The 24,056-nt window shown below is 53.7% G+C and carries 16 protein-coding genes; 1 reads left to right on the top strand and 15 read right to left on the bottom strand.

Annotated elements, in window-relative coordinates; all coding sequences use genetic code 11:
* Positions 1–474: 474 nt before the first annotated feature.
* Positions 475–1,893: an ABC transporter substrate-binding protein gene (locus tag IDH45_RS24375; protein ID WP_190930747.1), complete on the bottom strand. Its 1,419-nt coding sequence runs from the start codon at positions 1,891–1,893 to the stop codon at positions 475–477.
* A gap of 172 nt (positions 1,894–2,065) precedes the next feature.
* Here IDH45_RS24375 and IDH45_RS24370 point away from each other — a divergent pair, with 172 nt between their 5' ends.
* Positions 2,066–2,920: an AraC family transcriptional regulator gene (locus IDH45_RS24370; RefSeq protein ID WP_190930746.1), complete on the top strand. Its 855-nt coding sequence runs from the start codon at positions 2,066–2,068 to the stop codon at positions 2,918–2,920.
* A gap of 106 nt (positions 2,921–3,026) precedes the next feature.
* On the opposite strand, the gene IDH45_RS24365 is transcribed toward IDH45_RS24370, so the two are convergent.
* From IDH45_RS24365 to IDH45_RS24300, 14 genes are all read right to left on the bottom strand, one after another.
* Complete coding sequence (locus tag IDH45_RS24365) at positions 3,027–3,461, bottom strand: Imm12 family immunity protein (protein ID WP_190930745.1); 435 nt, start codon at positions 3,459–3,461, stop codon at positions 3,027–3,029.
* A gap of 235 nt (positions 3,462–3,696) precedes the next feature.
* The gene (locus IDH45_RS24360) at positions 3,697–5,043 is read right to left on the bottom strand and encodes an ABC transporter substrate-binding protein (protein ID WP_190930744.1); all 1,347 of its coding nucleotides are present in this window, start codon (positions 5,041–5,043) and stop codon (positions 3,697–3,699) included.
* 152 nt (positions 5,044–5,195) lie between these two features.
* Entirely contained in the window at positions 5,196–6,038 is an 843-nt protein-coding gene (locus IDH45_RS24355) for an AraC family transcriptional regulator (protein WP_190930743.1), read from the bottom strand.
* Between the two features lie 100 nt (positions 6,039–6,138).
* Positions 6,139–7,959: an FAD-dependent oxidoreductase gene (locus IDH45_RS24350; RefSeq protein WP_190930742.1), complete on the bottom strand. Its 1,821-nt coding sequence runs from the start codon at positions 7,957–7,959 to the stop codon at positions 6,139–6,141.
* Positions 7,956–8,786 (bottom strand): M14 family metallopeptidase, encoded by an 831-nt coding sequence (locus IDH45_RS24345; RefSeq protein ID WP_190930741.1) that lies wholly within the window; start codon positions 8,784–8,786, stop codon positions 7,956–7,958. The genes IDH45_RS24350 and IDH45_RS24345 overlap by 4 nt, the downstream gene beginning before the upstream one ends.
* 322 nt (positions 8,787–9,108) lie before the next feature.
* A complete protein-coding gene (locus IDH45_RS24340; RefSeq protein ID WP_190930740.1) occupies positions 9,109–9,705 on the bottom strand; it encodes a DUF6630 family protein in 597 nt (198 codons plus the stop codon).
* An 87-nt stretch (positions 9,706–9,792) separates the two neighbouring features.
* On the bottom strand, positions 9,793–10,176 hold the full coding sequence (locus IDH45_RS24335) for a hypothetical protein (RefSeq protein WP_190930739.1): 384 nt from the start codon (positions 10,174–10,176) through the stop codon (positions 9,793–9,795).
* Between the two features lie 41 nt (positions 10,177–10,217).
* Positions 10,218–10,790 (bottom strand): VOC family protein, encoded by a 573-nt coding sequence (locus IDH45_RS24330; protein WP_190930738.1) that lies wholly within the window; start codon positions 10,788–10,790, stop codon positions 10,218–10,220.
* 160 nt (positions 10,791–10,950) lie between these two features.
* Complete coding sequence (locus IDH45_RS24325) at positions 10,951–11,247, bottom strand: hypothetical protein (RefSeq protein ID WP_190930737.1); 297 nt, start codon at positions 11,245–11,247, stop codon at positions 10,951–10,953.
* A gap of 175 nt (positions 11,248–11,422) precedes the next feature.
* Positions 11,423–14,191, bottom strand: a complete 2,769-nt coding sequence (locus IDH45_RS24320) for an FG-GAP repeat domain-containing protein (protein ID WP_190930736.1) — start codon at positions 14,189–14,191, stop codon at positions 11,423–11,425.
* 926 nt (positions 14,192–15,117) lie between these two features.
* Positions 15,118–18,546 (bottom strand): carbohydrate binding domain-containing protein, encoded by a 3,429-nt coding sequence (locus tag IDH45_RS24315; protein ID WP_190930735.1) that lies wholly within the window; start codon positions 18,544–18,546, stop codon positions 15,118–15,120.
* A 128-nt stretch (positions 18,547–18,674) separates the two neighbouring features.
* Entirely contained in the window at positions 18,675–19,991 is a 1,317-nt protein-coding gene (locus tag IDH45_RS24310) for an ABC transporter substrate-binding protein (RefSeq protein ID WP_190930734.1), read from the bottom strand.
* A gap of 252 nt (positions 19,992–20,243) precedes the next feature.
* The gene (locus IDH45_RS24305; RefSeq protein ID WP_190930733.1) at positions 20,244–21,656 is read right to left on the bottom strand and encodes an extracellular solute-binding protein; all 1,413 of its coding nucleotides are present in this window, start codon (positions 21,654–21,656) and stop codon (positions 20,244–20,246) included.
* A 290-nt stretch (positions 21,657–21,946) separates the two neighbouring features.
* Positions 21,947–23,860, bottom strand: coding sequence for an AraC family transcriptional regulator (locus IDH45_RS24300; protein ID WP_190930732.1), 1,914 nt, complete (start codon positions 23,858–23,860; stop codon positions 21,947–21,949).
* Positions 23,861–24,056: the final 196 nt, after the last annotated feature.

The raw sequence follows: 24,056 nt of genomic DNA, 5'->3' as shown, positions 1-24,056 counted from the left end.
TCCGCTCCCGACCCGACTCTCGATTCTATGACTCTAGCATACACCAAAATTCGCCATTTTCAGAGTCGTAGGGGTGCGGAATGTGAGTTACAATGAAAAAGCGTCCGGCAAAGGCGTCCGGACGGTCATTTGACGTGCAAACCCAGGCGTTGGTGCGTGAGAGGGAAGGAGTGCCTTAGCTACAGCCGCCCGCCCTCAATCGGGTTGTCTAGCAAAACAACCGCCGCAGCATCAATGCCGCGGCGGTTGTTTTTGGGCTCAATCGGTTCAACAGAACCGACGCAGGTCGGTCGTTAAACCGAAATCACCTTTGTCTGCATGTTCAATTCCATCACGCTCCCTTCTTGCAGGATACTTTTAGTATACTGGACGATGTCGTTTCCCGCTATGGACCGTTTCGTTATAACGATTTTAGACCAACTCTGGGCGGGCGGATGGAATCATTACTTGCGCGTTGCTTTCATGAGTAAACGCTTACTTTTTCGATGCCTTGATCGTCTCTATGTCTTTATCCGCTTCTTCTGCCGCTTTCCTCAGCAGTGTATTGATATCATCATTTCCGGTTCCTGTGATCAATTGGTTCATGTGGGTCACCCATTTTGTTTTTGCTTGAGCATCATAAGTTGTCATCGCCATAGGTTCGGCCAGCTTCTCCGGAAGCCGCGCTTTAATATTTTTACCCTTCAAGTGCTCCACTTCTTGCCCGAAAGCGTTGCGTACGGCTTGACTCTTATGAACAGGCACGTCTCCGCGCTTCGCCAGCTTCAACTGGAACTCTTCCGACGTTAAGAAGGCGATCGCTTCAAACGCTTCATCTTTATGCTTGCTCATCGAAGTAATGTCGAAATAGGTCGGATAAGGTTGCGAGCCAACACCGGGAAGCTCTTTAAATTCCGGGAGCTTGACCATGTCCCAATTTTTTATGGCATCCTTTTTATCGGGGATAGCAAGGTGAGCCATCATAGCTACTGTCAAGTCTTTTCGGAATGCATCCACCTGCGCTAGTAGGACGCCAGTCTTGGAATCGACCTCATTTCCTGGTATTTTATAGAAACGAGAGAGATTATCCGCGATTTTTTTCCAGTTTTCATTCGTCGCAAACAAAGACTTATCCGTTTTAGGATCCACATAACCTGCGGAGAACTGGTTCGTCTGAGCGATGTGTTCCACCGAGGCTACCAATCCGCGATAATTTACGCCACCTTCGGTCCTTGTCATCCTCTTGGCTAATTCGTAGGTGTCGTCCCATGTCATTCCGTCTTTCGGATAGCTGACACCGAATTTGTCGAACAAATCTTTATTATAGGAAAGTACACTAACTGTATTCGTAACCGGCAGTCCGTACATTCCGCCATTTGCGATTTTTTTCATAAGCTCAACCGTTGAAGGCTCTAATTGGTTTAAATCATAATTGTTCTTTTTGATCAGCTCGGTCATATCGTACTGCATGTTATTGGCAATCAGATGCGCATGAATATGTCCGACTGATGAAAACAATACGTCAATAGTCGTTCCGCTTGCAATCAAATCGGTCGTCTTCGCGCTTGGAATAAATTTAATATTCATGTGGGGGAATTTTGTTTTTATCGCGTCCCCATACTGTTCCATAAACATGGCTTCCGTCCAACCGCTTGAGGTTTGGAAGAAGACTAGATCGACCGGCTCTTTCTTTTTCACTTCCGGGACTTTGCCGCTATCAGTCGTCCCAACAGCCGTCCCTGCAGTCGTACTCCCTCCGGTGTTGGCGCCCGAGCAAGCTGACGCTACTGCGGCGAGCAGTCCGAATATTGCAGCGTTTTTGGCGAACTTTGCTAATTTAACACCTGTGCGCCTATTGTCGTTTTTTGTTGCGCGACTCTCCGCAAGTTCGATTGTAGTTCTCTTGTTACCCATTCTCGACGCCTCCCTTTTTGTTTGAGCGCATATGTTGGAGTTGTAAGCGCTCTATCCATAAATCGATTATAACCCTACAACCTGAGAATATCATAAATGCGGTATATCAAAGTTGCAATTTCTTATGGTAAAATGCTAATAAAATACGTCGAATGTTATCGGAGGAATTATGTTGATTTTTGAACATTGCCCGTTTCTGATTGACGCCCCGGTTAAGCTCGATATGTTTTTTGACAACTCCCGGTATTTCAAGCAGCTATTTCATTTCCATCCCGGTATTGAAATGATATTTGTACATGAAGGTTCCGGTCAGCTCATTCTGGAGCAGAGCATATTTGAAGTGAAGCCCGGTACATTGATTTTCCTCAAACCGTACCAGCCGCATTATTTGCAAATGCAGATCGGCCCCGGAAAACCTTATATCCGATCGCTGATGAAGTATGAGCATAACTATCTCTCGGAGAATTTGAAAGCGTTTCCGCAGCTGCGCGAATTTCATGACTACATTTGCAGCGATACATCGACCTCCCAAGTGCAATATGTGCCGGATTGGAAAAACTTCGAGCAGTTTCTCCGGGAAAATTACGAACGGCTGCAGCGGTATCCTTTCTATAACCAGATGGAGGGCAATGCGCTGTTTCTCGTTAACGTATTTCACTACTTGTATCCGTTATGGAAAACAGGAATGGTATCGAAGCAGAAAAAACAGGCCGCCGAACCGACTGTAGCGAAAATGATCCGGTGGATTAACGAAAATTATGAGCAGGAATTTCAGCTTGAAGCGTTAGCCCAGGCGGTGCATATCTCTCCAAATTATGCGTCCTATATATTCCGCCAGACGACGGGCAAGACGATTATGGAGTTTTTGACGGACCGGCGTATCAAACAAGCGTGCATTCTGCTGAAAACAACGGCCGCATCGGTGCAGGAAATCGGTGAAAAATCGGGCTGGGTGAACTTTAACTATTTTTGCAGCATATTCAAAAAACGGTTGGGCATGACGCCGAAACAATACCGTCATCATTAACGGCTTGATCCAGCAAAGGATATATGTTTTGCCCGTAGTCAAGGACAAGAACATATATCCTTCGAAATGAAAGAAACGTCCGATCATTCCAGGTTTACTGCTTTATTCAATCTAAAGAGCTGCCGTCTCCAAAAGCGTTACGAATACACCGATCGAACAACAGTCTTTCAAATTCCAGTTTGTTTTTGGAAGCTTTTGTTTCTACGATCGCACCCGCTTCTAGCAGATAGTCCCGTAATAAGGTGCGAAATGTGCTCGTGTCCTCCTCGTGGTCTCCGCTCCATTCTGATGCATCGAAGCATATTGTAGTTATGAATTTTTTTTTTGCTTTATAAAAGAGCGGCTGGTATATACCCGATTTATCATAATACGTCGAAACATCTCCGTTGAAACATAAGCATACATCCATTTCCTGCAAGCAGGAAAACACGGTATCCTGCATAGAAACTTTTATGCGTTGTCGTATGTCGCGCACCGATTGGACGACGGCGGGCGTGACCCTATCGGCACCGCCATAAATCGTTCGTATCGTGAACTCCAACTCGCGTCCCCTCCGTTATGTACGATTATTCGTGCCGGACGAGTACCGGGTTCATCCGGTCCTGCCCCATTAACCAAATATTATCATAGATGACTATCGTCTGCTATTGCGCATAACTGCCCATGCCAAGCAGTTCCTTATCCTTGAAGGTATCCAAAATGTAATAAATGCAAAAACCGCATCCGCTGCGAATACAGGGGAGATGCGGTTCTCTGAGAAGTTTTTCGGTTTATGCTTATTTGCCTGTTTTGGCTATTTCCTCTTCGATTGCTTTGTTGATCGTTTCTTCCGCATAACGCAGCGCCGTATTGACGTCCTTATGGCCTTGAATGACGGCATCGAACTCCTTGCTGAGCAAGTTCGCGCCATTGGTAGCCAGCTCGGGCGCCTGCGGACTCGGGGCGACCTTGTTGTGGAAGGCGGCGCTCGTGTTTTTACCCTTTAGCAGCTCCAGCTCGGCGCCGAACGCTTTGGCGATCGTTTCATTTTGCAAGCTTGTCGTCTTGCCGGACTTGCTGTTGGCCAGCTCAACCTCGTCGGACAGCACGTGCAGCAGCACCTGGAATGCCTGTTCCTTCGACTTGCTCGTGTTGGATATGAACCAGGCTCTCGGCTCCACCTGCAGCCCCGTCTTTTGCTGCGCGGATGAGACCGGAACGGACACCATGTCCCACTCGATATCATTCATACCCGCTCGGGTATATGCGGAAAGCGGTGAAATAACAGCCGCTATGTTTTTGTCCGTATAAAAGGCCGTCAGCTCCGCTGCGCCGTCGCCCGGCTTGTAACCGGTCAGCATGCCGTTCACTTCGTAGAAGCGCTTGGCATTATCGAATATAGTTTTCCAAGGCGCCGTATTGACAGCCGCCCGTCCGGTTTTGGCGTCGATGATCGGCAGCGACGCCGCGTTGTTGGTCAGCATGGTGCGAAAAAACATCGTGACGCCCCGGTACTGAATCCCGTCCTGAAAATTGGTCATCTTGCGGCTCATCTCGTATGCTTCATCCCACGTCATGCCGTTTTTGGGGTACGGAACGCCGAACTTGTCGTAAATGTCTTTGTTGTAAAACATAACGTGCGGGTTGGTGCTTTCGGGCAGGCCGAATAGCTTTCCGTCGCCCGATACGTCGCGGAACGTCTGAAGCAGTCCCGGTTCGAATCGGTTCAGATCGACCTTGTGCTTGGCGATCAGCTCGGTCAAGTCATATTGCAAGCCGTTAGGCAGCAAATTCTTTTGCATTTCAGGCAGGGCGAACAGAAAAATGTCCGGAACGTTTTGGGTAGCGATCATATCCGGCACAGTCATACTGCCGGGCTTGACATAGTTCAGCTTGTAGTTCGGGAACTTGCTGCGGACATAACGCTCGACTCTCGACTTGAAGATGTCCTCGGTAAATGAGGAACTGCTCGCGTAGATCGTCAGCTCCGCCGTTTCATTATAATCGACTGCCGCTGAAGCCGCTTGGTCGGAGGGCGCGGCCTTCGGCTTGCTGCCGCCGCTCTCTCCCCCGCTGCAACCGGATACCATTGCTACGACTGCAACAGCAGGTCCCACAAGCTTCCAATTCATTTTTCGCATCATGGCTCGGAACTCCCCCATCGGTTCAATCTGTCCATTCCTGTATAACTGCTCATTCCCGGTTCGCCTTGTCCGGCTTTCGGCTAGGGTATCAGCTTCCTGTTAAGCTGCATCTTACCTAGAGCTAGAGCGTGCCAGCAAATCCACAATCGCCTTCATCCTTTGCGGTATGCCTTCGGGGCAAGCCCCGTGTACTGCGCAAACACTCTGGAAAAATACAACGGGTCCGTATAGCCGACCTCGGCGGCAATCTCGCCGATGCTTTTGCGGCTGTCGCGAAGCAGCTCCTTTGCCTTGTCCATACGGATTTTGATCAAATATTGCACCGGCGACCAGCCGGTATACTTTTTGAACAGCAGCGACAAATAGCTTTGCGATAACGAGACGTAATCGGCCATCGCTTTGCGGTCCAGCTTCTCGGGATACCTCTCGTTAATGTAGCCGATCACTTTATTGACCAGCGCAAGCGCCGCTTCCTCGTCGCCTTTGGAACGGATTTGCTGGTTGAGCAGTTCGGACAGGAGGTTTTTGAAAGCCAGATTCACCTTCCATTCGTAACCGACCTTTTTGCTGTTCCAGCTGGTATGCATGTGCTGCAAAATGACGGTGGCTGCATTGGCGTGACGAAGCTTCGAGAACGGCTGGAGCGGCAGCTTATGCCCGCTATTCCCCGCTTGCAGCGATGGGCGGTTCCACCCTTCCCAGCGGACGAGCGCATAGTGAAACATAACCGAGTAAAATTGAAGCGGGTCTTGCCTGGAGCTTATAAAATGAATGTCGTTGCCGGGAGACGAATAAACGGCCATGCCCGGCTGCAACGCCGTTTCCTCGCTGTTGTACACCAGACGGCCGGAACCGCCGCAAACGATCGACAATTTATGGATTTTGCAAAATTCCCCGAACGCGTAATTCATTTCTTCCCAAAACGGGGTTTCCCGTTTCGTAATTAACCACACCTGAGAATGAAGCTGGTTCCAAAAGTCGTACTGATGCTGCATCGTGTCCCGCCTCCGCAATTAGGCTGCTGCGGCTGTCTGCCGCTTGCCGTTGACTTACGCGCTCGGGTATTCCCGCGCTTCCGGCCGCCTTGCGTACATTTTACCACGAGGCGAGCTGGTCGCATGTGAGCCGCTGCAACTGCGCGGTTGCGTGGTGAGGCAGCTTGTACTCTGGTACGCTGTTCAAGTAAAACCGCGCCTGAAACGACTCGTCCAGCACCTCGCGCCGAACGAAGGCGGCAATGCGCTCTCGGACGGAAGCGTGCCGGCCGCCGATACGCAGCAGCGCCAGCAGCGCGTACGATACATACTGAAACCGGTAATCGTCGGCGCTCACGATAAACTTGTTGCGAATCCAGCTCTCCTCCGGCTCCCGGCTGCCAGGCTCCGCAACGATCCGTTCCAGCTCGGGCACGATCTCCGCGTCCCCGAGCTTGCCCAGCAAATAAATGGCCGCATGCGCCCGGAACTGGCTGTACATATGGCTCGTGCCGGACAGAAACGCGTCGCGCTCCAGCACCATTTCGCGCAGCACCGGGATCGCTCCCGCATCGCCGAGCAGTGCCAGCGCCAACGCGCTGTGCTTGCGCAGATGGCCGTCCTGCTTTTGCACACACCATTCGCGCAGCGGTCCGATCATCGAGCCGCCAAGTCGCCTTGCCGACCAGATCGCGATGCCCGGATTCTCGGAGCCAAGCCCGCTGCGGATCGCGTCTTGTCCGGTCATCCATTCAACCGTATCCGGCGCTTCTGACGCACAGCCGGTCTCCTCCAGCAACCGGCGCAGCTCGGCATAGGGCACTTCACGGACGGACGTGTGGTCGCGCACAGCCAGATAAGCGGCCTTGGCGGCGATCTCGCCGCACTTCTGCATATCCCGCTTCATCCGGACGCAGGAGGCGAGATCGTGATCGACCGCCAGACTGCGTCCCGCCACCAGCAAATTAGTCGTTCCTCGCGGGATCAGCGCCGCCAACGGAACCGGTACGGCGATCCGCAGGCTCCACAATCCGCTGACGACCGACCATTCCTGCTGCAGGTCGCTTTCCAGCGCCATATCCTTGGCATGGTTGTCGAGATTGGCATAGGCGTAAAACAGCGGTTCTTCGGTCCATTCGCCCCGGACAAACCGTTCGAAGGAAAGCGTTGGATCACCGTTAATGAGCCGTCCTTCACGAATGCCCAGCTGCGGCGCGACTTTGAGCAGCCTGTCGCTTTCGCTGTAGGTGTGCTTCAAATGCGTCGGCAGCGTCGCGGAAGCGAGCAGCGCCTCCGTCAATTCGGCGGCGTCGGTATGATCGACATATCCCGAGTCCGTATAAAACGATTTGACCCTCCCGTTGCGTAGCAGAGAGACGACATTGGAATAAGCGTGCGTCGTCCCGTCGCTGCCGCGGCCGAAGCGGGCCGTGCACCCGGCCATAACGGCAATCTCTGCGTCTCCGGAGCAGTCGATCATGATGCGGCAGCCTGCTTCCTGTACGCCGTCGGGGCCGATCCACCGGACGCCGGCAATCGTCCCACCTTCCATGTAGAGGCCGATCGGCGTACATTCGTAGCCGATCGTGACGCCGGCTTGAAGCGCCGCTTCCTCCAGCGCCAGCTTCTTCGCTTCGACGCCGGCCCCGTCGGTGAAGCAGCCTTCCTTCTCGAGCTGTGCCGCCCGCTCATCCAACTGCTCGTACAAGCCGCCTTTGTCGCCGAAATAGTAATACGCGACATGACCGTTGGTGCCTGTGCCACCCATGCTCGTCTGCCGCTCGATGCCGAGCGTGGACAGTCCCGAACGCGCGGCTTCGATGGCGGCTACTGATCCGGCCGTACCCAGACCTACTACGATCGCGTCAAACGTCCGATCGAATCGCGGTTGGTCGACCGCGGTCGCCACGCTTTGCTTGTTGATCCATTGCAGCAGTTTCATAGGTCTCCTCCTTCCTTCCTCGCCGCCAGTACGCCTTCCTCCAGCGCTTCCAGCAAATTCTCATACACGCATGACGGCAGCCGGGTCCAATTCGGACGGATGACCGCCGGCCCTTTGCCAACGCGCTGTTCGAACGTATCTGCGATGGTGGCGATCGTCCATGGCTGCCAGGCTGCGGGACGACCGAGCCACGCCGCATACAGCTTCCGTCTGGCTGTCGGCCAGTCATCATGCGACGCAAGCTCCAGGCTTGCGATCGCCTCGGACGCGAAGGGTCCGCGGCAAACCGACAAACGTTCGTCGTACGATTCCGGCAGCGGAACCGACGCGTCCGCTTCCAGATTCGTACGGTGCAGCAGCGCATTGATCCGTTTGTGGACGATTGCGGTCTCCTTCTCAGCCGTCAACGGCAAGCCGCCTGACGACGTATCGACGATACGCCCGGCTACAAGCGTCTCCATTCCGGATGCATGAGCCAATGTCACTTCATAGCCGTCCGGATGCGGAGCGATTCGCACAATTTGCGTCATCAGCAGCAGTTGAAGCCGTTGTTCCCGAATCCAGCGGCAGACGATCGGCAGCACAGCAGGAACATGCAGCCGGCGATCTGCGGTCAGCACTCCCCTGCGTTCCAGTTCCTCCAGCAAGCGCCCGCCGGCCTCTGTCCGGGCTGTACGCGGCCACTGCTCACCCGGGCGATAACTGCTAATAAATTCATGGCCGGGCTGTGAGAACGGCTCGACGACCAGTGCCTCTGGTCCCGACTCGCTCGAGTATCCCAGTCCGGCAAACGTCGCGCCGACAATAAGCAGCGGGATGTGTTTCAATGGTAACGGCCCCCTTTCCAAACGACGAATCGTTTGCCCTAACTATACGGAAGGCGCCCGGAATTGAAAATGAAGAAAGCAATCGAAAACATGGAGATTCGTCTTCTTTACCGAAACTACACAATCACCCCCGGTATTGGACTGTTGGATTGCGGCTGCGGCGGCAGATGAAAAAAGCGCCCTTGGCGACATCCACCACAAGGCGCTTCATCAGAATACCATCAACTTAAAGTCGGGAAACGGTGGATACTCCGTACCCGAATTCGAACTGGAATTACCAAAAAACTGGGCTCTTTGTACACGTTCAAACAAGCATCATGATCTATCCGAAGCTGCTATGGAACGTGTAGCCGCTCGCCTTGGCCAACTGCTGGACTTCTTCGACTTCTTCCTCCCGAAAGACGATAAGCACATAACTGTCGCTATTGATGTCCAAGCTGCCTAATACGATGCCGTGAGATCGAAGCGATTCATGCAATTTACACAAATAGTCATAGGTATGACCACCCGATCGGACTGCCTGTTCCAATTGCCGATCTGCCGACGGCAGATGCCATCCTCTGCGATCCAGCAGCGAATGGACGGCGAACAGGATGTCCTCTGCGTCCGCTTTCCAATCGATTTCCCATACTAATCCTTGCTCGTCCAATGCTTCAACAAGTGCGATCCAGGCCAGTTCCGGTATCGGTTCCTCGATTCCCCGGTTCGCCAACCGGTCTGCCCACTGCTCCACGTACAACTCCGGATGCTCCAGGGCCAGAACGACTTCGCTCACGACAATTTCGCTGTCCGCCGAAAGTTGTGCGCTTAAAGTGATTAGCGCAGTCCGTTTGACGATCGACGACTCCTGATCCACCGTTTCAACATCTGCATTGGTTTCTGTTTTACGTGATCTGCACCACCATCGGAGCCAGCCCATCTCATATCCCCCTTCGATTGCGGTGCATCAATAATATCTATGGCTCTCAACGTTCTCGACTCTACTAGGTTATTTCGGAAGCTATTACTAGTCATTATACTGGGAGTATAGCTCAAGCATATCATCAGCACAGCCGGCTATAATCGTATTTGCTTGTTCAGCATGTTGTACGGCCTCAGCGTAAAGTTGCAGATTGAAACTAACGGAAGCCATTATTAAATGCCAATCAGCGTCCGAAGTTCCCTTATCCGCGACCGTTTGCAGCAGCACATATGCTTGTTCGAATGGGTCGGTCTGGTCAGAATAATCTTGCAGATAATTCAGTGCCCGTGCATATACCAAAATCATTTCATAGGACCATTGTTCCTGGGGGCTCTGCTGCAGAAGTGATTTGATTTCGATATAATTTTCTGAAAGCTTCATTACATCCAGCTCTGCCTCTAGTTCGTATATATACTGCATGTCAATCATTCAACTGCACCTCCGGCTATGTGTGTCCGTTTACCACTTGATTACTCTTCAATCCGATCGTACCAATCCTGACTAACAGTGATTTTACGACCATCTGGATCGTATACATCAAAATACCGTCCACATCCTGGATTATCGTATCTATCGCTCACAGGGACATTTTCTTCTTTTAGTTTCTGATTAAATCCTTCAATGTCTATCGTACCAATTTCAAACCAATGCATCGATACGTCATTCGGCTTATCTTCAGCATTTCCTAATGGGTGCATCCAAATTTTGGTGCTATTAGTTATGCGTACTTCCCTCGAACCTGTCTTCGAAAATCCCAACCGATCAACATAATATTCAAATGACAATTTGATAATACGCATTCCAAACGCTCGCTCATTATTGGTTGGTGTTGAGTCTTCCAAATGTAATCCATCCTTTCTAAGCTCCTGATTAATATTACCTCGAATTACTTTTAAGGCTTTCGTAGGTTTGTAGTCTTCAAAATTACGTGTGTTTTGAAAGTTTGGATTCAGGGTGTTTTCTGCGATTGTATAGCCCTCCTTCCCCGCCGACGAAAGAGGCTGCGATACAGCCAGTCTCCTCCCCCGCTTGCGGTCCAGCACCCCGGAGGCACATCGAATACGCTCATCATGTCCTGCACATTCGAAACGCCAAACTCCGGATCAGAGTCGTCGAAATGATTATGTATTTTGACGTACCGGGCCGTCTCTGAGAAATTGTACAGAACGATTACCGGGCCAAGCTTCAGGAAATCCCAATCCGTCACTTTGGAATAGCTGCTGTTATCCTGGCTGATGTACAGAGACAAATCGCTCTTCTCCAATCGGCTGGCCCGTTCGACGCGCGAAGCTCAATCGTATTGAACGCCGTGACGCTCCCCAAATCCGTCCCGATGCTGTTTAAGCCGCTGTCGAGCGCAAAAGCGCTGCTCGCGCCGAACGACGTTAACGCCCCGGTTTGCGGGTTCACATCGCCGTTAACGACTCCGGCACCCCCGGCCAGTTGTCCCGAAACGGAGACCGTCCGTTCAGGCAAGGGCATCGCACTGGCAACTGTCACGAAGGTAAGCGCTTCCAAACAAAAACGACGACCGCGCAAAACAAAACCCTCAAACCCATCATCAAACATTTCATCGGTTACCTCCCTGTAATTATGGGCCGACCTATCGCGCTATGCGAAGGGCCGGCCGCTTGCTATAACCGACAAGCTTACATGGCGGCAAGATCTCTCAGGATCATCCCCGCTCCGACACCACCCAAACCTCCGTCACCCGCGGGCTGTTGCCGCCGTTGACGGCGCCAAGCGCCAAACGGTACTGCACCCAGCGGCCGGCTTGCCGCACACCGGCTGCAGACTGGCCATTCTCGAACCATGCCTCCGCGGCGACTCCCGGACCTTGCCACGCGGCTTGCTCCAGTTCCTCGCGGCTGGCCGCGAATCGGAGCTGCGCCTTCACCCACGTTTTCGGCTGAAGCTCCGCTTCCCAGCCGATGCGGGCGGCCCGCTCTCCCTCGGGAAGCTCGTGCACGCTCGATATATAAAACTCCTCCGGTCCGCGGTCGACGATATTGCCCGGATCTACGGACATCATGCCGTGCGGCCCCATAGTCGGCAGCTTCGTCGTCCGCTTCGGCGAGAAACCTTCCGGACCGTTCCACATGACATAGGAGTATCCGACATGATCGCCGTACGTTTTATGATTCGCGATCGCGAGATCGGTCCAGCCGTCCTCGTCAAAATCGATCGCCATCGCGCCGCACGACGAATGAGCGGGCAGCTGCAGCCGATTTTCGGCCGAGTAGCGGCCTCCTGGCTGCCCCCAATACAAGTATGCGTCGATATCGCGTTCCCGGCCGCTGTTGTAGGAGGTGGCAAAAATATCGAGAATACCGTCCCGGTTGAAATCCGCAATAGTCAGCGCATTCGCGGTATGGGCCGGAAGTTGGGCGCGGCGTTCCTCGCGATACCCTTCGGGTCCGCCCCAATAAATGTAAATATACGATTCGTACTTCGCGTTTTTGCCCATGACCAGATGACCGCCGACGATCAGATCGAGCCAGCCGTTGCCGGTCAGATCGGCCGCCTGTGCACAAATGCCGCCATCGCAGTTGAGACGGGTCGAACGCTCCATCGAATAACCATCAGGCCCGCCCCAAAGAATATAGCTGCAGCCGAATATTTGCGACACGAACAAATCCAGCCAGCCGTCGTTATTGAAATCCGCTGACAGCATCCATCTGGGCTCCCGATAAGCGAGGCCGACAGGGTCCCCGTACGAATGCAGCGCTTTAACCGGAATGTACTCCTTCATATTCGGGTCCATCAAAATGCGCTGCGGATTCGCCGTATCAAAGCCGTCCGGTCCGCCTTTGAAGATGAGCAACTCCGGGTTGCTGACGCCGACGATCGCCAGGTCCAAATAACCGCTGTGTCGGAAGTCGCCGACCGCGCTGCCGTGCGCGCGCAGCGTAGGAAGACTCTGTTTATGGTCCGGATCGAAGCCGTCCGGCCCGCCCCAATAAAGGAACGATCCCGGATCGAGATGCGGGGCGTTCTCCGCACAGTTGGCGATAAACACATCGCCCCAGCCGTTATCGTTGAAGTCGCAGCAGATCGAATCGACGGCCGCCCAGCCCGGAAATTCGATGCGGCGGCTTTCATCGAAGCCGTTAGGGCCGCCGAGATAGGCGTAAGCCGACACATCCCCTCTCACCCGTCCCGACACATGGTTGATAAAAATGATCTGCGGAAGCTCGGCGTCCGAAGTCCGTCCGATCAGTGCCGTCGCGGCGTCATGCGTAACCAGCCGAATCGGGTCGGCGAGTCGGGCCGCTTCATTGCACTCAAGGGGCTGATGAACTTGATAAATCAGCGACTCCGTCGTATTCATCACATTCGTCCGGCCTTGACAGAGGACAATCTCCGGCATGCCGTCGCCGTCCAGATCGCCGATGCTGACATCGCGCGCGCTGATCGTCGGCAAGGCCGTCCGTCTGTCATCCCCGAAGCCTGCCGCGCCACCCCAATAAATCCAGGACAACTCACTCGCATCCCGATCGGCACAGACGGCGAGTACGATTTCTTCATAGCCGTCGCCGTTCAAATCCGCCGCTCCTGCGGAAACAACATTGCGGCATCCGATCACAAGCGGCTCGGCGATCGTCCGGTCGCTGCCGCAAGGATAAAACGCCGCCGCATCGTTCTCCTGTCGGAACATGAACGGGTTCCCGCCAAGCTCGACGATTTTCGGCGTCCAGCCTTCTACGAAAGTCATCCAGCCTGCAGTCGTGCTTGCCAACTGCCGGGAGCCAGGGTCGTCCCCGCCAATCAATGTGCTGGCCGGCAGTTGCAGCCCTGCGGGGCCTCCCCACAGCACAAGCGGCGGCTGCCCCTTCGTCCGCACATATAGATCGGCGAAGCCGTCGCGGTCTATATCGCCAGCGGTCATATGCGTCACTTCCATGTCCAGCGTCACGCAGTCCGTATGGCGGAAGCCGTCAGCCGTCTGATGGTAGACGACGACCTTTCCGTTGCTTGCAAAAGCGATATCCGGCAAGCCGTCCCCGTTAAAGTCACCGATTGCAACCGCGCGGCAATTCGGAACGGGCAGCTCCGTTTTGTAACGTTCGGTTAGACCTTCCGGCGAGCCGTAATAGACGTACGCCGTCACATCGGCATGTGTGCCGTTGTGCTGGTTGGCGATGACAAGATCCTCATAGCCGTCGCCGTTCAAATCGCCGAGCGCTCCATAATAGGAACCGGCCGAAGGCAATTCGAGCCGCTCCTCCTGACGGAACGGATGAGGATATACATAAACCGGGGGCCGCTCACCCATATCCTGACTGTTCACGAACAAAACGTCCGCATACCCGTCCCGGTCGATATCGAAACGAAAAATGCGCTGCAGTACGCCTTTGCGGGACACATACAAATTTTGCCCGCCATTGCCGAAGGTTCCGTCCGCAAAATCCTCAAAGCCCCGTTCTCTCCAAACGCTCCCCATGTCTTTCCCTCCATCAGCTAATCCGTTGTACCGGCAACTTAGATACTGCCACACAATATATTCGCGGCGACCTTCCGCCTCTTAGCCATCCTGTGTTCGCAGCCGGTGTTACCGCCACTGATCATTTTCCAGGATCGGAACTCGTACAGCTTAACATCGTTGACGACGACCGGCTTCAGCGGACGATGTGTTAATCAGGTGTGTTAATCAGGTGTGATAATTAGACGTTTGATCGTATGTGTAGATCGCTCGTCTCTCTGTTGCCGCGCACCTTTAACCCCACGAATGATGACGCTTTCATTTCCCGGATTGCACTTCGACAACCTTTCGGAAATATCGGACAGTCCCAAAACCTCCTCTCTCAACAAGTGATATGGTCTTACCATACTATTAAAAATAGTATACTTGCCATTTTTATAAGTCAATCCCCTTATGCTTTCATCAGTTTCATCAACTATACGTGGAGTCCGTTGCAGGCTGAGCCCGACGGCACCAAAACGGTGAAACCGCCGCGTCCCAACAAAATAGAAGTCTTTTCCATCTTCTATTTATGGTCTTTTCGCCAAACGGCGACAGTTAGAGGCGGTTTGTACCCCTTATTTCAACCAACTCATTGCCTCTGCACCCTTATCGCGGATATTAGCAGCTTCAAACCGCTCTTGTTCTATGTTCATACCGGTTTTCGGACAATATAAAGCGTACAATCCGCTCTTATTCGCATTTCCTCCTCTTCCCCCCTTTGAAGCTGGGCTGAAAGCCCGCACGGCCACCCGCCCACACCCCACCATAAACGCTTGCGGCACTTGCTGGCTCGACAAGGAAAGGGCCCCTTTGTTTCCTTTAGCGCGGGGAATGACATAGACATCCTGACGATCCATAAACTAAAACAGATCGCACATAGGCGACCTGTTCCTCGATGGTTCTACTTATTTGATTACCTCAACGATCATAACGTCGCTCGATGTGGCTCCTGCCGCATTCACGAGCTCGCCGCGGTACTCGTAGCGGCCGACCGGCTTGCCGTTCAATGCGACTGTCGTTTTTTGCGCATTGGGAGAAGAGGCGGTCAACGTCTGCGACTCGATCAGCTGTCCGTTTTCATACAAACGGTATTCGGCGGCGTTCGTCCCCCACCACAGGTTCATCGCGACGGTATAAGCTCCGTCTCCGTCCCAATTGTCATGTGACATGGCGGGCTTGCCGGGAGCGGCATCGGTAATGTGAACGACATGCGGTTGACACGTCGTCGTGCCGTAGGCATTAAGGAGCTCGCAAGTATAGGTATACGCCCCATTCGGTTTGCCGCGAATGTCTATGGCAGCGTTCTGCGCCTGGGGCGAAGCTTCGATCAGCGTCTTCTCTCCGATCAGGGAGCCGTTCTCATACAGTCTAAATGCGGTACCGTTGTTTCCCCACCACATATTCATCGAAACCGTGTAGTTGCCGTCCCGAAGACCGTTCGCTTGACCGGAGTTATCGGATAATACCGGCATGCCGGGCCGGCCGGAGCTGGTTGAGGAACTTACCGTCACGTCAACGTGCCCGGTTTCCAGCGGCACTCCGTCCACGACGATCTGCGCCCGGATTTGGGCTGTCCCCGCTTGATGGGCCGTCAGCTTGCCGTTTTCCACGGAGGCAACCGAAGGGTTGCTGCTGAACCATACCGGATTCCTTCTCTCCAGCTTTTGCACAATTCCCCCCTGCTCCAGCAGTCCGGTAATCGACACTTCCGTCGATTCGCCCGGTGCTAGCGCCGTCTTGGCTATATCCAGCCGGGCTCCAATCGGCGAGACCCGCAAGTCGGGGATCGTAATTTTGATTAGATTCGTATCCTCGGTTATATAGAAATTCCCGAAATCGTCCTGAGCCAGCCAATTCGTTTTGCCCGACTTGCGGATGATCTGCTTTTGCTTGGTCGCCGCATCGATTCTCATAAACTGCCCCGCCTGGGTGACGTACACGTTGCCGTCCTGTCCGGTGAGGAACCGTGCGTCGCGCCACACAGCGCTGCTATAGGAGCGGGTCACCAGATTTTGCCGATGAACGACCTGTCTGGTTGCCGGATCAAAGATGAACAAGTCGCCCTCCACCGAGCCCCAGATCATGCCGTCCGGGCCGACCATCAGCTCGGTGATCCCTTTTTTGCCGGGAACGGGTACCGTTTCGAACACCTTCTGCTTATTCGCCACATCCCAGATGAACAGCTTCGCTTCCGATTCGGTCGGATCGATGCCGAGTCCGCCCCATACGTTCGATCCGCCGTACACGAGACCGTCCTTGTACGTGACGGCCGTCACGCTTTGCTGATGGACTACATTGGCGTACACTTCGCGTTCCTTCGTCTCCAGATCGAAGATGACGAGCGCTCCGCCCAGGAACCCGTACTTCGGCACGGTGCCGATCACGAGCTTCCCTTCGTCCGGCATCACCGTCCCCGTAAGTCCGCGGTCTTGATGGGCGACATCGGATGCGGTGAACAGGAAGGACGGATTCGGATGAATCGGGTCCTGCCGATTCCACGGCAGCGATTGGTCGTATTCGTATACCCTCATGCCGGTATATGTGACGAAGTAAATTTTATCTTTGTAAGCGAATACCCGGTCCGTCTGATTGCCGGGAACCGTCTGTGCGGCGCCGACGGATTGCTTCGAATACTCGAGCCGGGTTCCGTCCACGGGATCGTAAATCGCGTTGCCGCCCACCACGTAACCGCTCGTATGGATGCGTCCGTCATTGCCCTTGAATACGGTCTGAAGGGTGCTCGGTTCCCCGCTGACCGGAATAAGCACGCTGCGCTTTGCTCCGGTGGTCAAGTTGTATTTGAAGATGTTCCCTTCCGTAATGCCGACCAGCGTATCGCCGGGAAATTCCGCGCCGGAGAACTGCGCGAACGTTAGACCGTTGGCATCTGCAGGCGTCCGGATGTCCAGCATGTTGTACTGTTTCGTAGCGAAATCGTAATAGCCGAGCTCCGACGAAACGGTAAAGTACACTTTGCCGCCGTCCGGAGACAAAGGAGAGACGAGTCTGGACGTCACGGGCGCGCTCGTCGTTTCAAACTCGCCTGTCGTCAGATCCATGGCGAGAGTCGCCCCTGGAGATAGTCTCATGAACAGTTTATTTTGGACGACGCTCATATCCCATACGAATTGAGCCGAGCTATACTGGGCGGGTAGTGCAATTTCCGTCTTCGCGCCCGTATCCCGGTCATAACGAATCAGATGGGCATGAGATCCGATTCCGAAGTAATAGTCGTTCCTCGCTTCGTCGTAGGCAACCGAGTATAAGTAGTATTCGTCTGCCGTCGCCCGGCCCAGATTGATCATTTCGCCGGTGGCGGTATTGTATTCGAACGCCTCGTTCCGGTTGTACGATCCCCCGATGAGGATGCCGTCCGGCCCGTTTTTCAAATCGTACACGGCGGAGCCCGGCATTTTTTTCACGAAATGCACCTGATTCTCGCCCGGCACGTATTTGAACAAATTCGTCGGCGTACCCACCATGTAGACGGTTCCATCCGGCGTAACGGTCAAACCTCTTACGTATTCGCCCTTGTAGTAGGTGCCGGAGATCGTATCTTCGATCGGGATTTGGTTTAATACGGTTTCCGCTTCCACATCGATCACGAGCAGCTTGGCCGGCAATCCCGACAACGTGGCATAAGCGATCGTTTTGCCCGTAGAGTCCTGATGGAATACGGCGCGTGAAATATCGACATTATGTACAAACGGTCCTAGATTCGTAAGTTCGTACGGAACCGTCCCTTCATCGACGAGATGGAGTTGAAGATCGTCCACGGTGGTGGAACCCCTCACTGCATTTTGGGTATAAATGAGTACTCTCGCGTAGGCAGCGCCGGTCGGGGCGTCCGCTTCGACGGAAAATTCGGTCCAAACACTCGACGGCGTCAGCGTCACGAATTTGTTGCTAAGGTTGCCGCTCACTACGTCGTCCCCTGTTTGCTTATACGTGCGGACGCCGACGTATACCGTGCCGGTCGTGCCGGTCGCTTGAAATCGAAGCCGTAAACTGTCGCCGGCCGATATTTCGATCGGGTCACTGAATACGACTGCGGCAACCGAGGTCGAATCGTCCGTTACCTTCAAGGCGCTCGATCCTTCGTAACTGACGCCATCGGTCACTTCCATCGATATTCCGGCCGGATTGTTGCCGCGCAAATGCCATCCCGGTACGGGCTGGTTCTCGTCTCCGGGTACCTCGAAGCCCGGGTTGGTCAACAGGTTAGGCGTTTGTGTATCGGCATGTGCGCGAATGGAGCCCATCATCAAAGTTGAAACCAACAGGCAGAGTACGACTGCAAAACTTGCGACGTTCGTGTGCAACTTGCACCTCATCATTCATCCCTCCGATCGAATGGTAGGGGGCGCGGGCTCCGCTCCCCGGTTTGCTGCCTTTATCCTTCGTCCAGGTTCGCTTTCCGATTGTATGCTCCATCCTGATCCGCCGGTTGATCCGGATTTGTTTATTTGCTCTTCTGTTTGGCGACTTCCGCTTTTAGCTTTTCATCCAAATCCCTCAAAGCGGTATTAACGTCCATCTTGCCCATAGCGACATCCACGAACGTTTGACCCAGCAAATTTTGCTGTGTGACTCCGGGCACATCCGTCAAACCGGATTTTCTCTTCTGCGTATAAGGGATCGGCGGATAAACGTTCACCGCTTCCATGTTTTTCTTGCTGTACACCGAATGGCTTTTGCCAAGCGCATTCTGGATGTCCGGATTCGCCAGAGTCGTCGTAATGCCCCGTTTCGAGTCCTCCATCTGGACTTCGTCGGCCAGCATGGCCAGGATCATCTCAAACGCTTCTTCCTTGTGCTTGCTCGTTGCGGATATCGACCAGTATGCCGGGCCCCTTTGCGGCATCAGCTGGGGTGCTCCCTCCATAATCGGATAAGAAACGAGATCCCAATTCAGCTCCGGAGGAAGTACCAAATAGACGCTGTGCTGGTTGGTCATGAGCGCCACGTTTCCTTTGGAGAACGCTTGCCCGTCCAAAGTAGCCGTGCTTTCGATTTTGTTGTTCGGAATTTCGTAAAACCGTTTCAAATTGTTGAACAGCGTCAACCATCGGTCCGGATTCGAGAGCTTATCTGAGCTCGGATCGAGAATCGGCAAGGAATACGGATTGTCCCGAAGCAGATTCGTCGGAGGCGAGCTGAATCCGCGATAAACGACGCCTCCGTCGACACGCGTCATTTTTTTGGCCAACTCGTATACTTCATCCCAGGTCATGCCATTTTTCGGATAAGCCACCCCGAATTTGTCGAATAAGTCCTTGTTGTAATAGAGCGCTTGGGGAAAATACGGAGGCACCGGCAACCCGTACAACGCTCCATCCCGTCCGACGTCGACGATTTCGTCGATAAACACTTTGTTAAACCGCTTCAGATCGTACTTGTGCTTCTTGACGAGCTCGTTCAAATCGTAGCCTAACCCCAAATCGAGATAACCGCTTACAAGCGTCGGCACATCGGTCCGGATGATGTCCGGGATGCTGCCCGAGGCGATCCTATCATTGATCGTCGCTCCTTTGCCTCCCGGCGAGTACTCGACCGTCACGTGCGGGAATTTCAGCTTCAATACTTCCCGGAACCGTTCGTCAAACTCCTCGGTTTTAACCCCGTTCGCGAGAATTTTCATCGTGTACGGTTCTTTCGGTTTTTCCGCCTCCGCCTTACCGCCTTCTCCGCTTGCTGAACCTTGATGATTCGCACCACACGCAGTCGTCGTCAGCAGCACGACCAGCACGGAGGCGAGCCCCAGCCTCGTCGTTTTCATGTCGTCCGTCTCTCCTTACTTCCCCCATAATAGGCCAGCTCTTTATTGACCCCAAACTGACCCTATAAACAGCATAAAGCGTTTTGAAAGCGCAGTCAATCGTTTCGAAAACGTTCGGCCCCGTCTATAAATTGTCTTTTAATCGAGCGGAGGCGCTCCTCCTTCACACCTCGCAAGATGAGGAGAAAACTCCTATTTGCGCATAAAAAAAAGCATTTGGGACTTTTTCCCAAACGCCGCATTCCTGCGAATTTATTCGATTGCCTGGTTGCTGTTCATATCTTGCAGCACTTGCTCCATTCGCCTGCTCATCGTGACGCCGTCCTGCAGCCCGGTTAAAAACAGCTCGAACTCTTTCTGGATCGCCGACAGCTGCTTGGAGGTAAGCGACATATGCTCGAGCAGCCGGTAAGTAGGCATCATGTGGTCAAAAATACGAAAATGCACCGGATGCCGAACGTCCGTCTCTCCGTCCCACTCGGCGGCTTCCCGGTGCGCCGGAATGCTGAGCGTTTTGCTGCGGATCACTACCTGCGCCTCGTACGAACCGAGAAATTCGACAAGCCGTTTTGCAGCTTCCTTGCTCTTTGATTTACGGCTTACGATCGCGCCGATGACGGATAGCAGATTGCCTTTCTCCCTGACGTAGGGAAGCGGGGCGACATCGTAATCCATCTCCGAATGCTTCAACTGGTTAAGCGAAAAGTAAGTCGTCATGATCATGGATACTTTGCCGTCCTTGAACCATTCCACAGCCGCACTGTCGAGTCCGGACAGCATGGTGGGAAACACGTTCGGCTGCTCAACCAGCTCCCGGCATACGCCCAGACATTCTGTCAAAACCTCGTCCGGCAAACGGTAAAAGCCTTCCCGATCCGGGGTGAAGTCGATCCCACTTTGCAGCAAAAAAACCGGCCAGCGGTTGCGCGACAGCAGATGGAAGCAAAAGCCGAATCTCTCATTCTCGATCGCCGCTTTTCCGGCAAGCTCCATCAGCTCGTTCCACGTCCAGTCCCCTTCCGGCTCGGACAAGCCGCGATCCTTCAGATGGCTGCGGTTGTAACCGACGACGAGCGGTGAAAAAATTAATGGCTGCACGAGCAGCTTTCCCTGGTCCGCAAACGGCCCTGTCGTAAACGGGTAATAGCCGGACGTCTGTTCCAGCGGTTGAAGCGGCTCCAGCAAGTCCGCCTTCTGCCTGCTCGAAAATTGCCGGAACGTATGATGGTTAATAATCGCCGCATCCAGCGTGCCGTCCGCCATATGCTGCTTGATATATCCCGCATACTCGTTAGTCGGGATCATTACAGTCTGAACGCGAATGTTCGGATGCCGCTTCTGAAATTGCTCCAGCAAGCCGGTCAATTCCATCTCCCGGTCGGTCGTGTTATAGACGCCGAGCCGGACGGTCGGCTGTTCCCCAGACGGTTGCCCGACTACGATGTTGCCGACCCGCGGAATTTTTCGGATAATTCCTTCTTGGACAAGTTGCTCCAGCCCTTTGCGCACCGAATTGTTGCCGAGCCGAAACCGCTTCTCCAGATCGCTCTCGGAAGGCAAATACGTCCCGACGGCTTGTAGGTTCGCCAGGATTTCGCCCCGAATCGTATTCACCATTTCATCGATCCGCGCCTGCGAATGTTTTCGAATCACTTTTTTTTGCATTGCACAACCTCGCCCACCCGTTAGCCTGGACTCCCCTGTCGTGTCTGGTCAAGAGGATTTGGCCGTTCTTTTCCAACCTATAGTCTAGCACCAACTATCCTTTTCTCGCAACAGCTCCGCTACCCGCATCTGGAACAGAATGCCTTCGGTGAGCAGCTACGCCAATATACTATAGAAGGAGGCTGCAGGTTTGGATGATGAATAAAGGTCCTTGTCCCGGGCTGTGGACAAGAACCTTTATTCAGAAAATAAACGACTGGAATTAACGCGCGTTCTTAAGCGTACTTGTCTTACCGATTTTTCTCCACCAGCATCTTCGTCACCATGTCCAACTGGTGGGACACGCTGATCGGATCGGTGAGCAGGAACAAATCAAAGTTGATATCGTACACCTTGCCATTGCGCACCGCCGCCGTGTTGGCCCATATGTACCTGTTCTTCTCCAGCGCCTCCTCGGCCCCTTTATTGGTCGCGATCAACAAGTGGTCGCCGATATATTCCGGGATAACCTCCGCGGATATTTCCCACACGTCTCCCTGAATCACATCGGAGAGCACCTTGGCCTGCGGCTTGAGACCGAGAAACTTGTAGATGACGTTGCCGCCCATATTCACATCGTCGTACACAAAAAACTGCTTCGCCCGCACGTTCAAGATCGAGAAGGTCTGACCTTGGCCAATGACAGCATTCACTTGCTGCTTCGCTTGCGACACCTTGGTTTCAAATTCCGCCAGCCAGCGCTCGGCCTGCTCCTTCTTGCCCACGATATCGCCAAACATCCGGAGCTCTTCGCCCAAATCTTCACCATGATTCGGAATAACTACAGTCGGCGCGATTTTGCTGAACGCCTCGTACCCGCCGCCGTCACGCCACGCTTCTGTCAAAATGATCAAGTCCGGCTCCAAAGAGGCGAGCTTCTCCAGATTAAGCGGGAATTTACCCAAATCCTCGATTCCCGTAATATCGAAAAAACCGGTTTGGAGCGGGTAGCTTGCGCTGCCGACCGGTTTGACGCCCAATGCCATCAACTGCCCCACTTTCAGATCGGTAAACACTCGCTTCGGATGAACCGGGATTTCGCTCTCGCCGTCGATATGCTTGTACACTCTTGTAGCGGATGAAGGCGTTTCCGGCGTGCCTCCCGACGGTGAGGAATTGGCAGCCGACTGACAGGCGCCCAGCAACAAGGTGACGCCGAGCAGCAGGGTCGTGGCCATGAGTGGCGACTTTGCAAACTGCATGAATGTGTTCTCTCCCTTTTCTAAATGATAATGGTTATCATTATCATTATATAAGGGGCGCACCGGTTCATCCATATCAGATCCGGCACGGTTTAATGGAGAATCCGGTACAATCGGCATTTGCCTCGTCTCGGCAAACTGTCTGCGAAATTGCAAAGGCGAATAACCGGTATGCTTCTTGAACATGCGGCTGAAGTAAAAGGCGTCCGGGTACCCGATTTTGGCGGCGATATCCCTCAAACCCGTTTGTCCGCCCAGCAGCCATTGTTCCGCATGCTTCATCCGAATTTGAATCAGATAATGGATCGGGCTCACTCCGGTCTCGCGTTTGAACAAGCGGGACAGATGCGTAATGCTGCAACTGAACATCGCCGCGAGCTCCTCCATCGTGACAGGCTCCCGGTAATGCTCCTGCAAATAGCGGATCGTCTGCTGCACCAAATCCGGTTCGTCTCCGGACCTCGTCCGCTCCTCCAGCATTCTCACCAGCTCATATATGAATTGATGGAACGTCGCATTCACTCGCAGTCTGTCCATCGGTTGAGACTGCTGCCAATGCCGAAACATATCAGCCAAATGTACCTGCAGCAGCGAAGCCTGGGACAGCGAGCAGTTGTACGATGTCTCGAACGGCTTAGTCTCCGCATACAGATGCTGCAGACTGCGGCTGTGAGGCGGGTTCAGCGAAGCCTTGTACAGGACCAGGTAATAGGCGAACAAATCCCCTTCCGGCGTGAGCGCCAGCCGCGTCCCCTTGCCTCCGTGCAGCAGCTGGTTCCGATTAACTTTATAAAGAGCCGGACCCCAATGCACGGAAGCATAGCCGCTGGCTACGTACAGAAACCCGCTGGCAGGCAGCAAATAGTCCGGGGGCGCTTCCTCGCCTTGAAGGGTGAAATATCGGATATCGATTATGCGAATCGATGCGTGACTCCACAATAACGCGTGTTCATTCCAGTTCATCCCTCGTCCTCCCTACCTCCAAAGTAAAGGAGGACGGAACGAACGTCAAGGAAGCTGCAATTCCCCTCGATGATTTATGTGCACGTTGGTTGGCTCCGGGAACAATTCGACCCCGAAAGTAACCGTAAACCCGTATGTTGCGAACCGATCGCGTTAGGTTTCTTAGCTGAAACGGCCTGCCTACAGGCTGCCTAAC

The organism is Paenibacillus oceani, from assembly GCF_014705615.1.
Classification (GTDB): Bacteria; Bacillota; Bacilli; order Paenibacillales; family NBRC-103111; genus Paenibacillus_AB; species Paenibacillus_AB oceani.
The sequence above is the reverse complement of the archived record's forward strand: the minus strand, read 5'-3'. Positions and strand labels throughout refer to the sequence as shown.

Coding starts and splice junctions, on each gene's coding strand:
- IDH45_RS24375 (WP_190930747.1), bottom strand. CDS start 1,893: ATGGGTAACAAGAGAACTACAATCGAACTTGCGGAGAGTCGCGCAACA.
- IDH45_RS24360 (WP_190930744.1), bottom strand. CDS start 5,043: ATGATGCGAAAAATGAATTGGAAGCTTGTGGGACCTGCTGTTGCAGTC.
- IDH45_RS24355 (WP_190930743.1), bottom strand. CDS start 6,038: ATGCAGCATCAGTACGACTTTTGGAACCAGCTTCATTCTCAGGTGTGG.
- IDH45_RS24350 (WP_190930742.1), bottom strand. CDS start 7,959: ATGAAACTGCTGCAATGGATCAACAAGCAAAGCGTGGCGACCGCGGTC.
- IDH45_RS24340 (WP_190930740.1), bottom strand. CDS start 9,705: ATGGGCTGGCTCCGATGGTGGTGCAGATCACGTAAAACAGAAACCAAT.
- IDH45_RS24335 (WP_190930739.1), bottom strand. CDS start 10,176: ATGATTGACATGCAGTATATATACGAACTAGAGGCAGAGCTGGATGTA.
- IDH45_RS24320 (WP_190930736.1), bottom strand. CDS start 14,191: ATGGGGAGCGTTTGGAGAGAACGGGGCTTTGAGGATTTTGCGGACGGA.
- IDH45_RS24315 (WP_190930735.1), bottom strand. CDS start 18,546: ATGAGGTGCAAGTTGCACACGAACGTCGCAAGTTTTGCAGTCGTACTC.
- IDH45_RS24310 (WP_190930734.1), bottom strand. CDS start 19,991: ATGAAAACGACGAGGCTGGGGCTCGCCTCCGTGCTGGTCGTGCTGCTG.
- IDH45_RS24305 (WP_190930733.1), bottom strand. CDS start 21,656: ATGCAAAAAAAAGTGATTCGAAAACATTCGCAGGCGCGGATCGATGAA.
- IDH45_RS24300 (WP_190930732.1), bottom strand. CDS start 23,860: ATGAACTGGAATGAACACGCGTTATTGTGGAGTCACGCATCGATTCGC.